This is a genomic window from Stenotrophomonas bentonitica, assembly GCF_002887735.1.
GTDB classification, from domain to species: domain Bacteria; phylum Pseudomonadota; class Gammaproteobacteria; order Xanthomonadales; family Xanthomonadaceae; genus Stenotrophomonas; species Stenotrophomonas bentonitica_A.
The window spans coordinates 24630-35874 of sequence record NZ_PKQP01000002.1; the positions used below are offsets into that span (position 1 = coordinate 24630).

Annotated in this window: 8 protein-coding genes and 1 tRNA gene; 8 read left to right on the forward strand and 1 reads right to left on the reverse strand. The window is 67.3% G+C overall.

Features of this window, described 5'->3' with window-relative positions; translation table 11 throughout:
• Positions 1-123 precede the first annotated feature (123 nt).
• Positions 124-2154 carry an excinuclease ABC subunit UvrB gene (gene uvrB / locus C0R07_RS04420; protein ID WP_019183381.1) on the forward strand — a complete coding sequence of 677 codons (2031 nt, stop codon included), beginning with the start codon at positions 124-126 and terminating at the stop codon, positions 2152-2154.
• Between the two features lie 107 nt (positions 2155-2261).
• Positions 2262-2336: transfer RNA gene (locus tag C0R07_RS04425), tRNA-Val, on the forward strand.
• 84 nt (positions 2337-2420) lie between these two features.
• Here the strand turns inward: C0R07_RS04425 and C0R07_RS04430 are convergent.
• Positions 2421-3884 carry an MASE1 domain-containing protein gene (locus C0R07_RS04430; RefSeq protein WP_167390321.1) on the reverse strand — a complete coding sequence of 488 codons (1464 nt, stop codon included), beginning with the start codon at positions 3882-3884 and terminating at the stop codon, positions 2421-2423.
• 225 nt (positions 3885-4109) lie between these two features.
• On the opposite strand from C0R07_RS04430, the gene C0R07_RS04435 reads away from it, so the two are divergent.
• From C0R07_RS04435 to kdsB, 6 genes are all read left to right on the forward strand, one after another.
• Positions 4110-6518, forward strand: a complete 2409-nt coding sequence (locus tag C0R07_RS04435; protein ID WP_254427777.1) for a DNA internalization-related competence protein ComEC/Rec2 — start codon at positions 4110-4112, stop codon at positions 6516-6518.
• A 3-nt stretch (positions 6519-6521) separates the two neighbouring features.
• On the forward strand, positions 6522-7196 hold the full coding sequence (locus C0R07_RS04440) for a MotA/TolQ/ExbB proton channel family protein (RefSeq protein WP_102788281.1): 675 nt from the start codon (positions 6522-6524) through the stop codon (positions 7194-7196).
• A gap of 3 nt (positions 7197-7199) precedes the next feature.
• Positions 7200-7622, forward strand: coding sequence for an ExbD/TolR family protein (locus tag C0R07_RS04445; protein WP_019183376.1), 423 nt, complete (start codon positions 7200-7202; stop codon positions 7620-7622).
• Positions 7619-9367 carry a lipid A export permease/ATP-binding protein MsbA gene (msbA, locus tag C0R07_RS04450; protein ID WP_070470672.1) on the forward strand — a complete coding sequence of 583 codons (1749 nt, stop codon included), beginning with the start codon at positions 7619-7621 and terminating at the stop codon, positions 9365-9367. Before C0R07_RS04445 ends, msbA begins: the two co-directional genes overlap by 4 nt.
• Positions 9367-10389 (forward strand): tetraacyldisaccharide 4'-kinase, encoded by a 1023-nt coding sequence (lpxK, locus tag C0R07_RS04455; RefSeq protein WP_019183374.1) that lies wholly within the window; start codon positions 9367-9369, stop codon positions 10387-10389. Before msbA ends, lpxK begins: the two co-directional genes overlap by 1 nt.
• A 66-nt stretch (positions 10390-10455) precedes the next feature.
• Entirely contained in the window at positions 10456-11229 is a 774-nt protein-coding gene (gene kdsB, locus C0R07_RS04460; protein WP_102788282.1) for a 3-deoxy-manno-octulosonate cytidylyltransferase, read from the forward strand.
• The last annotated feature ends 16 nt before the right edge of the window (positions 11230-11245 follow it).

Consider the following 11245-nt stretch of genomic DNA (forward strand, 5'->3'; position numbering starts at 1 on the left):
AGCTTGCGCGCCGGTGCCGAGGCTGAATATCAGCCTGACCGGGCCCCAGGCATCGGTGGATTCCTCAACAGGCCGTCACCAACCCGGCCGTTATACTGAAGGCTTCCCGGCAGTGGCGGCACCATGAGCGATCGTTTCCAACTTGTATCCCCGTATTCGCCGGCGGGCGACCAACCGGCGGCCATCGAGAAACTGACCGCCAACTTCGAGGCGGGCATCGCCAAGCAGACCCTGCTCGGCGTCACCGGTTCCGGCAAGACCTACACGATCGCCAACGTGATCCAGCAGGTGCAGAAGCCGACCCTGGTGATGGCGCCGAACAAGACCCTGGCGGCGCAGCTGTACGGCGAGTTCAAATCGTTCTTCCCGCACAACGCGGTGGAGTACTTCGTCAGCTATTACGATTACTACCAGCCCGAGGCCTATGTGCCGTCGTCGGATACCTTCATCGAGAAGGACAGTTCGATCAACGAGCACATCGAGCAGATGCGGTTGGCGGCGACCAAGACGCTGCTGTCGCGCCCGGATGCGATCGTGGTGGCAACCGTCTCGGCGATCTACGGCCTCGGCGCGCCGGAGGACTATCTGTCGATGCGCCTGATCCTCTCCACCGGCGAGCGGATCGACCAGCGCGACCTGATCAAGCACCTGACCCAGCTGCAGTACACGCGCAACGAGTTCGAGCTGCATCGCGGCACGTTCCGCGTGCGTGGCGAAGTGGTGGACGTGTTCCCGGCCGAATCGGACAGCGAAGCGGTGCGCATCGAGCTGTTCGAAGGCGAGGTCGAGCAGATCAGCATGTTCGATCCGCTCACTGGTGAAAGCCTGCGCAAGATGATGCGCTACACGATCTACCCCAAGACCCACTACGCCACCACGCGCGAACGCGTGCTGTCGGCCGTGGATACGATCAAGGCGGAACTGAAGGTGCGCCTGGAGCAGCTGTACGAGCAGAACAAGCTGGTGGAAGCGCAGCGCCTGGCGCAGCGCACCCAGTTCGATCTGGAAATGATGGCCGAGGTCGGTTACTGCAACGGCATCGAGAACTACTCCCGGCATCTCACTGGGAAGAACGCCGGCGATCCGCCGCCGACGCTGTTCGACTACCTGCCGCCGGATGCATTGCTGGTGATCGACGAATCGCATGTCACCATTCCGCAGATCGGCGCGATGTTCAAAGGCGACCGGTCGCGCAAGGAAACGCTGGTCGAGTTCGGCTTCCGCCTGCCGTCGGCACTGGACAACCGCCCGCTGCGTTTTGAAGAGTGGGAAGAGCGCTGCCCGCGCAGCATCTATGTCTCGGCCACGCCGGGTCCGTATGAGCTGCGCGAGACCGAAGGCGAGATCACCGAACTGGTGGTGCGCCCGACCGGCCTGATCGATCCGGTGGTCGAGATCCGCCCGGTCGGCACCCAGGTCGATGACCTGATGAGCGAGGTCAACGAGCGCATCAAGCTGGGCGACCGTGTGCTGGTCACCACGTTGACCAAGCGCATGGCCGAGAACCTCACCGAATACCTGACCGAACACGGCATCCGCGTGCGTTACCTGCACTCGGATATCGATACCGTCGAGCGCGTGGAGATCATCCGCGATCTGCGCCTGGGCAAGTTCGACGTGCTGGTCGGCATCAACCTGCTGCGCGAAGGCCTGGACATGCCCGAGGTCTCGCTGGTGGCGATCCTGGATGCGGACAAGGAGGGCTTCCTGCGCTCCACCGGCTCGCTGATCCAGACCATCGGCCGCGCCGCACGCAACCTGCGCGGCAAGGCGATCCTGTACGCGGACAAGATGACCCGTTCGATGCAGGCCGCGATCGACGAGACCGACCGCCGTCGTTCCAAGCAGGTCGAGTACAACGAGCTGCATGGCATCGTGCCCAAGTCGGTCCTGCGCCCGATCACCGATGTGCTCGAAGGCGCGCGTTCGGAAGCGGCCGAGAAAGAGGCGCGCGGCAAAGGGAAGGGCAAGGGCAAGGGCGGGCGCGTGGCCGAAGAGGCGACCGATTACCGCACCATGGACCCGGCCCAGATCGCCAAGCGCCTGCAGGCGCTGGAGCAGCAGATGTACCAGCACGCGCGTGATCTGGAGTTCGAAGATGCCGCCCGGGTACGCGACCAGATCCGCCAGTTGAAGGAGGCCAGTCTGGGCTGAACAACACATCGTGAAATATCTTCACAAAAGTGTTGCGCTTTCCGGGGGGCATCCGTAATATACGCGGCCTGCACCGACGCATTCGCAGCGGGGCAGGGACGCAAAACGGGCGGTTAGCTCAGCGGTAGAGCACTACCTTGACATGGTAGGGGTCACAGGTTCGAACCCTGTACCGCCCACCACTTCAGTACCTGGGAAACCACGGGAACAGGTGGAACAAGACGAAGCCGGCCAATAGGCCGGCTTTTTCGTTTTCTGGCGCCCAGTCAGAAGAAGCTCACGTTGCTGCGTGGAAGCGCGGGTGTTCCTGGCGCGCTGGCGTGTCGCTCTGCCTGGCAGCCACGAGTCTCCCTCAACACCAGGCGGATCCGGTTGCCTCGGCACTGCACGTTGCCCTGATAGGCCAGCGCGCGGGCACCGAGCGCCTGCCTGGAGAGCTCCACAGTACCGGGTGCCAGCGTCCGGTGGGGATCCAGAAGCCCGGCGATCACCACGATGCCCTGCTGTCCTCCACGTTGAATCGTGCGTGCGCGAAGACGTAGAGATCCTTTCTCTGCCGTTAGCAGGACCGCGACGACGTCTGCCATGCTCCGGAACGCCGCCAACTGCAGATCAAGGCTCAGATCACACGGGTCGCCCATCAAATGCGCGGGCAGGACGCGATCCGTCTGCGCCCAGGCATCGGCGATCGCGCCGGCCCGGAGAGCTACGTACAGACCCGCGGATTCTATTTCGACGGGGTAAACCAAGTTCGCCTGTACCCGTAACGCACCCGATTGTGCGGCATGCAAGCGCTGGAGCTCCAAGGCCAAGCCGTCCTGGCCCTTTGCCGCGAGCGTATCTGCGATTTTCTGCAGGGACCGGTCGATGTCATCGCCGACATTCCGCAGGTACCAAGCGCGCTCGCGCCTGTCCTGTTCGCCGGCGACAAGCGTGGTCCTGGTCATGGCGATGGCGCGGCGCCCCAGCCACTCGTTCTGTCGGAAACGATGATAGTAGTGCGAGGTGGTCGCGCCGAGCAGGAGCAGTACAGTTCCAGTTGCTGCAAGAATCTGCTGTGCGGTGAATACGGCGGGGTCATGGGAGCCTGGCAGGCCAGTACTATCCATGCGGAGCAGGACCATCAAGTTGACGCCGATCACTACCAGAGAAACCACAGCTGCCAGTGTCCAGCCACGCATTGATTCGGCAGCCATGCGCCTGCGTCGCCACATGACGACCAAGGGCGCGATCAATAGAATGCCCAGATAGTCCCCCACGGCATATCGCGCAGCGCCTTCCCAGGAGACGGCCACGTGCTGCGTGGGCATCAGTAGATACGCAAGGCCCTGATTCAGGGCGGTGACCACGATCGCCGCGAGCAGGGCGACCGAAAGCAGCCACGTGTCATTGCTCGACGCCATCCAGCGTCGATGCGTGTGCACGATCCCTGCGACAGCGGGCATTAGGCTGGCCGAAGCGACCACGACCCAGGCAAGGCCATATTGCGGGATCAGCGGGTACCGCGCTAGGGCGAAGAAGGCGTACTCGCCCGCAATCAGGTAGACCCAGTAGCGCGCTGGGCAGAGCAGCAGGGCGGCAACGCGCAGGCCCGCAGGAAGATAGAGCTGGTCGACCGAAACATTGCGAGCTGCCCAGAAGGCAACGGCATAGCTCACCGCCAGCAGCACGCCACCGGGATGAAGGCGTACGTGCAGGTGGATGTCGCGTCTCAACCAGTCGAACGCCACGGTCGCCTCCTGTCGGGGGGGCTGGATACCAGTCACCAGCACTGCTCGGACACTATCGGCGAATACAGGCTGCTGCAATGGCAGGTCACGCCTCCCGCACATGGCCAGGCCAAGCCTCTTCCCTGTCCCGTGAGTCTCCAAGTTTCCGACAGACGGGCAGGTCCAGCGCCGATGGGCACACGCTGTGGGAACAAGCACAGTATGGTTTTCAGTGGGGCGTTGCGCATGTCGCGGGTGCTCGACAGTGCCGATCACGCCACCGATGCCGCCTTCCCGATCTTCGGCAAAGCGTGTGTCGTTTCGCTGTTGGCAGGCATCTGCGCGATCATCTTCTCGCCCCGGCTGCTGCCGATGGAATGGGGCGTTGCGGCGGCGGCGGTCGGTATTCTGCTCTGGATCCTGCCCTCCCGCCTGCGCCTCCTTGGCGCGGCCCTCTTCGGTCTAGGCTGGGCGGCCTTCCACGGCCACGCCGGGCTCGCCCAGCAGCTGACGCCCGGCAGCGCCGCCGTCGACCACGTGCTGCACGGGCGGGTGGTCAGCCTCCCCGACCATGGTCCCGGGGGAACCCGCTTCCGCTTCCGGGTGGACGAAGATCCGGCGATGCCCACCAGACTCCGCGGTCGCGACCTGGCGCTGGGCTGGTACGACGGATTCCGTGGCGCCGCCGATGATCGCCGGCGCACGCTGCGGGCCGGCGAGCGCTGGTCGCTCAACGTGCGGGTCCGGCCGCCGCGTGGCCTGGTGAATCCGGGCGGGTTCGACGCCGAGGGCTATGCATTGCGGCAACGGGTGGCGGGCAGTGGGTACGTGCGCGAGCCCGCCCGTGCGCATCCACTGGGCGAGCCGGCCGGCTTGCCGGCATGGCGCGAGCGGATGGCCGACGCGATCGCCCGCGCGGTCCAGGACGACGGCCGCCGCTTCGTCCAGGCGCTGGCACTGGGCGACACCCGTGGCCTCGGCCAGGCCGATTGGGACGACCTGCGTGCGCTGGGGGTGACCCACCTGGTAGCGATTTCGGGTTTCCATGTCGGCGTCGTGGCTGGCGTGGCCGCACTGCTGGCAGGCGGCCTCTGGCGGTGCCTGCCGATAGCGGGCCTTTACCTGCCGCGCCCGATGGGCGCCGCAGCCGCGGCGGTCGCAGGTGCGGCGCTGTACGCAGCAGCGGCCGGTTTCGCGCTGCCGACGGTGCGCACCGTGCTGATGATCGCGGTGGTGGCAACGGCGCGTTGCAGCCGGCGACGGGCGACGGTCGCCCAGTCGCTGTCGCTGGCGGCGCTGGCGATGCTGTTGTTCGATCCGCTTGCGGTTCTGGCCCCCGGCTTCTGGCTGAGCTTTGCCGGCGTGCTGTGGCTGATCTGGTGCCTGCCGGGGCGCGAGCAGGGCTGGCTGCGCGGATTCCTGAGTGCCCAGGGCGTGGCCACCGTGGCGTTGCTGCCGCTGACCGTGGCGCTGTTCGGGCAGGCTTCGCGCGCCGGTCCGCTGGTGAACCTGGTGGCGATTCCGTGGTGGACCATGGTGGTGGTGCCGCTGGCACTGCTCGGTACCGCGCTTGAGGCGCTGATCGAGGGGGCGGGGCGCTGGCCCTGGCAGCTGGCGGCATGGTGCTTCGACGCGAGCTGGTGGCTGTTCGGGTATGCCGCGCGCAGCGAGCTGTCGCTGTGGTGGCTGCCACAGGCCAACCGCTGGGCATTGCTGGCGGCGGTGTCCGGCGTGTTCTGGCTGTTGTTGCCGCGCGGCAGTGGCGGCCGGGTGGCGGCGCTGCTGTTGTGCCTGCCGCTGCTATGGCCGGCGCGTCACGGGCCTGGCGAGGGCGAGGTGGAGCTGCTGGTGATGGACGTGGGGCAAGGCCTGGCGGTGGTCGTGCGCACGCGCCGCCACACGCTGCTGTACGACACCGGCCCCGGGACCGACGATGGCTTCGATGCCGGTGAGCGGATCGTGGTGCCCACGCTGCGTGCGCTGGGCCAGGGGCGGCTGGACCGGATCATGATCAGCCACGACCACCGCGACCACACCGGTGGCCTGCGCGGGGTGCGCCGCAGCTTCCCCGATGCGGTCGTGCAGGCACCGCAGGGCGCCCTGCGTGGCCGCGCATCGGCCTGCCATGCCGGGCAATCCTGGGCGTGGGACGGGGTCACGTTCCGGGTGCTGCATCCCCTTCCCGGCGAAGCCCGGTCGATCAACGACAGCAGTTGCGTGCTGCGGATGGAAACCGCCCGGGGGGCGATCCTGCTGGCCGGCGACATCGAAAAAGGCAGCGAAGCGCGGCTGCTCCAGCAGGCAGGTGCGCTGCTGGCGGCCGAAGCAGTAGTGGTGCCGCACCATGGCAGTGCCAGCTCGTCCACCCCGGCCTGGGTGGATGCCGTCGCGCCGCGCCTGGCGATCGTCTCGGCTGGCCATCGCAATCGCTTCGGCCACCCGCGCGCCGAGGTGGTGTCGCGCTGGCAGGCGGTGGGGGCGGAGGTGCTCAACACGGCCGAGAGCGGCGCGGTCCGTATCTGGCTCGGGCGTGAAGGCCTGCAGGTGCGTGAACAACGGGTTTTCGAGCGGCGTTGGTGGGATGCCGCGGAGCGGAGCCGGTCGGCTGCTATCCTATCGGCGATCAAACAGGCGGCCGCTGGGCCGGAGGATTGAAACGTGTGGGAACTGGTCAAGGCCGGTGGCTGGCCGATGCTGCCGCTGCTGCTGTTGGGCGTACTGGCTTTGGCAATTGTCCTGGAGCGTTTCTGGACCCTGCGCCGCAATGAAGTCCTGCCCCCGGGGCTGGGGCAGGAAGTGCGCAACTGGGCCGCACGCGGCAAGCTCGACCCGAGCCACATCCAGTCGCTGCGCGGCAACTCGCCGCTGGGCGCGCTGCTGGCCACCGCGCTGGAAGCGCGCAATCGCCCGCGCGACCAGATCCGCGAGCGCATTGAAGACGCCGGCCGGCACCTGGTTCACCGCATGGAGCGGTTCCTGAACCCCCTCGGCACGATCGCCTCGGCCGGCCCGCTGCTGGGCCTGCTCGGCACGGTGGTCGGGATGATCCAGATGTTCATGGGCATCCTCGACCACGGCGTGGGCGATGTGAACCAGCTGGCCGGCGGTATCGGCAAGGCACTGGTGTGCACCGCGACCGGCATGATCGTGGCGATCCCCGCGCTGATGTTCCATCGCTACTTCAAGGGCCGCATCGCCGGCTACGTGATCGAGATGGAGCAGGAAGCTTCGGCCCTGCTGGACGCGCTGGATGGCCGCCCGGGCGTGATGAACACGGCCCCGCGTGCCACCGGTGCCCCCGCCGGCGCCGCACCGGTCACGGTCAAGGGCTGACGGATGCGTATCCGCAATGACCGGATCCAGGACGAACCGCATATCGATCTGGTCCCGCTGATCGATGTGATCCTCGTCCTGATCATCTTCTTCGTGGTCACCACCACCTTCGACGCGCGCTCGACGCTGCAGTTGCAGTTGCCGACCGCCAGCCAGCAGGACACCACCGAGCCGCCGCGCTCGCTGAGCGTGCTGGTCAATGCCGAAGGGCGTTACTTCATCAACGATCAGGAAGTGCTGCGCACCGACGTCGAGTCGGTCAAGCAGACGATTGCCGCCGTCGCCGGCAGTGATCGGGAACAGACCGTGCTGTTGCGCGCCGACGCGCGTACGCCTTACCAGGCCGTGGTCACGGCCCAGGATGCCCTGGGCCAGCTGGGCTTCCGCCGCATCGCCATCGCTACCGCGCCGGAGGTGCGTCCATGAGCAAGAAACATTCTTCCGTCTGGCCGATCTACAAGCGGCTGCTCGGGTACACCGGGGCGTACTGGGTGTTCATGGTCGCGGCCGTGATCGCGATGGTGGTCGAGGCGCTGGCCGGCTACAGCTTCACCAAGCTGATGGAGCCGCTGGTCAACCGGGGGTTCGTCAACCCGGAGCCGCGCATGGCGGTGATCCTGCCGCTGACCATCCTCGGGTTGTTCATGATGCGCAGCCTGGCCACCCTGGTCAGCGACTACGCGCTGGCCCGCACCGGGCGCAGCGTGGTGCGCGACCTGCGTGAGCAGGTGCTGGAGAAGTACCTGCACCTGCCGTCCTCGCACTTCGATGCCGAGGCCACGCCGGTGATGGTCAGCCGCCTGAACTTCGATACAGAACAGGTCACCCAGGCCAGTGCCGATGCGCTCAAGACCCTGGTGGCCGATACCCTCACCATCATCGCCATGCTGGTGGTGATGCTGCAGATGAGCGTCAAGGTCACCATGGCGATGCTGGTGGTGGTGCCGTTGATCGGCGTGATCGTCTCGATCGTCGGCAAGCGTTACCGCCGGATCAGCCGGGGCATCCAGGACGGCATGGGCGGCATGGCGCAGACCGCCGAACAGTCGTTGGCCGCGCAGCAGGAAGTGAAGGTGCATGGCACCCAGGCGCACGAGATCTCGCGCTACTCGCGTTTGGCCAACCGCATGCTTGGCCTGAACATGAAGGTCGAAACCACGCGCGCACTGGCCTCCAGCACGGTGCAGTTCCTGGCGGCATTGGCGCTGGCGGTGATCGTGTGGGTGTCCACCCGCGAGGCGCTGGCCGGCAAGCTCAACGCAGGCCAGTTCATGGGTCTGATGACCTCGATGATGGCCATCATTCCCTCGCTGCGTCGCCTGACCAGTGTGCAGACCTCGATCTCGCGCGGTGTCGCTGCGGCCGAGCGCCTGTTCGGGATTCTGGACATGCCGGTCGAGCGCGACGAAGGCCTCCAGCGCATCGGCCGCGCGCGCGGCGAGCTCGCGTTCGAGCACGTGATGCTGCGCTATCGCGAGGACACCGGCATCGCGCTGGACGACATCAGTTTCGTGGCCAGGCCGGGCACGGTGACGGCGATCGTCGGCCGCTCCGGCAGCGGCAAGACCAGCCTGATCCGCCTGGTGCCGCGCTTCTATGAACCCAGCGGCGGCCGCATCACGCTCGATGGCGTGGCCCTGGACGACTACCCGCTGGCCGACCTGCGTCGCCAGGTGGCGATGGTCGGGCAGAAGGTCATGCTGTTCGATGACACCGTGGGCGCCAACATCGCCTACGGCATGGATGCTACCGAAGATCAGATCCGTGCGGCGGCCGAAGCGGCCAATGCGTGGGAGTTCATCGCGCGCATGCCGCAGCAGCTGCAGACGCCCGTTGGTGAGAATGGCGCGTTGCTCTCCGGTGGCCAGCGCCAGCGCTTGGCGATTGCCCGCGCGATCCTGCGCGACGCGCCGATCCTGATCCTGGATGAAGCCACCGCTGCGCTCGACAACGAATCCGAACGCCTGGTGCAGGACGCCCTGCAGCGCCTGATGCCCGAGCGCACCACGCTGGTGATCGCGCACCGCCTGTCCACCATCGAACATGCCGACCAGGTGCTGGTGATGGACCACGGCCGCATCGTCGAACGTGGCACGCACAACGAACTGCTGGCGCTGGGTGGCCTGTACGAGCACCTGCACAGGATGCAGTTCCGCGAAAGGCAGCCCTGATGGCAGGCAAGGGCACGCAGACGCCGTCGTACTGGTATGACGGCAGCACCATTCCGTTCCTGGCGCGCCTGGCGTCACCGCTGTATGGCGCGGCGATCGCGCTGCGGCGGATGGCCTATCGCCGCCGTTGGCTGAAGCGGCATTCGCTGCCGGTGCCGGTGGTGGTGGTCGGCAACGTCACTGCCGGCGGCACCGGCAAGACTCCGCTGACGATTGCCCTGGTCAACCGCCTGCGCGACGCGGGCTGGAAGCCGGGGGTCGCCAGCCGTGGCTATGGCCGCGAGGAGGCGGGCACGCCGCGCTGGGTGCTGGCCAGTACCGATACCTCGGTCGGCGGCGACGAGCCGGTGCTGATCGCCTGGAAAACCGGCGTGCCGGTGCGGGTCGATGCGGACCGCGTCGCGGCGGGCAAGGCGCTGGTCGAGGCGGGCTGCGACATCATCGTCTGCGATGACGGCCTGCAGCATTACCGGCTGGCGCGCGACATCGAAATCGAAGTGGTCGATGCCCAGCGTCGCTATGGCAACGGCCGCCTGATTCCCGCCGGGCCGCTGCGCGAGCCGGCCAGCCGTGCGCGCGACTGCGATTTCCGCGTGGTCAACATGGGCCAGGCCAGTGACGGCACCGAAGCGCAGACCGCCTGCGGCTTCGGCGAATGGCCGATGCAGCTTCGCATCGACAGTGCGCAGCCGCTGCAGGGCGGCCGTGCGCGGCGCCTCTCGCATTTCCAGGGCCAGCGCGTGCATGCCGTGGCCGGCATCGCCAACCCGCAGCGCTTCTTCGACATGCTGCGCGCGCACCGCATCGGCGTGGTGCCGCATGCCTTCGCCGATCACCATGCCTACCAGCCCGCGGACCTCCGCTTCGGCAGCGAGTTGCCGGTGCTGATGACCGAGAAGGATGCGGTCAAGTGCAAGGCCTTCGCGACCGAGTGGCACTTCGCGGTGCCGCTGTCGGCGGAGTTGCCGGCCGCGTTCTGGATCAGCCTGCTGGATCGCGTCGAGAAGCTCGGCAAGCGTTGACGCCTCCGGTGCCGCTTGCGGCACACTGAGGCCCTGATTGCCTTCCTTTCGTACAGGTCATCCCCCATGAGCGCTTCCGTCGAGTTCGTCGTCGCCATTCCCGCCCGTTACGCCGCCTCGCGGCTGCCGGGCAAGCCACTGCGCCTGCTGGGCGGCGAACCGCTGGTGCTGCGCGTGGCGCAACGCGCGTTGCTCGCCGGCGCTCGCGAAGTGTGGGTGGCCACGGATGACCGGCGCATCGCCGATGCGTTGCAGGGCCTGGCCGAGGTGCGTGTGGCGATGACCTCCACCGATCATGCTTCCGGCACCGATCGCCTGGCCGAGTGCGCCGCACAGGCCGGGTGGTCGGACGACACCCTGGTGGTGAACCTGCAGGGCGATGAGCCGTTCGCCCCGGCCGAGGGCATCCGTGCCGTGGCCGAAGCGCTGGTCTACAGCGGTGCGGAGATGTCCACGCTGGCCACCCCGGTGGAAGACGCCGGAACGCTGTTCGACCCGAACGTGGTCAAGGTGGTGCGCAAGCAGAATCTGGACGCGCTGTACTTCAGCCGCGCGCCGATTCCGTGGCACCGCGACGCCTTCTCGCGCTCGCGCGACACGCTCGCCGGCCCACACTGGCTGCGCCACATCGGCATCTACGGCTACCGCGCCGGCTTCCTGCGCCGGTTCGCCGCGCTGCCGCCGGGCACGCTGGAGCAGCTGGAATCGCTCGAGCAGCTGCGCGTGCTGGAAGCAGGGCACCGCATCAGCGTGGCCCTGACCCCGGCCGAGTTCCCGCCCGGCATCGACACCCCGGACGATCTGGCGCGCGCCGAGGCCTGGTGGGCCGCCCACTCGTGACCGTGGCACGACGGCT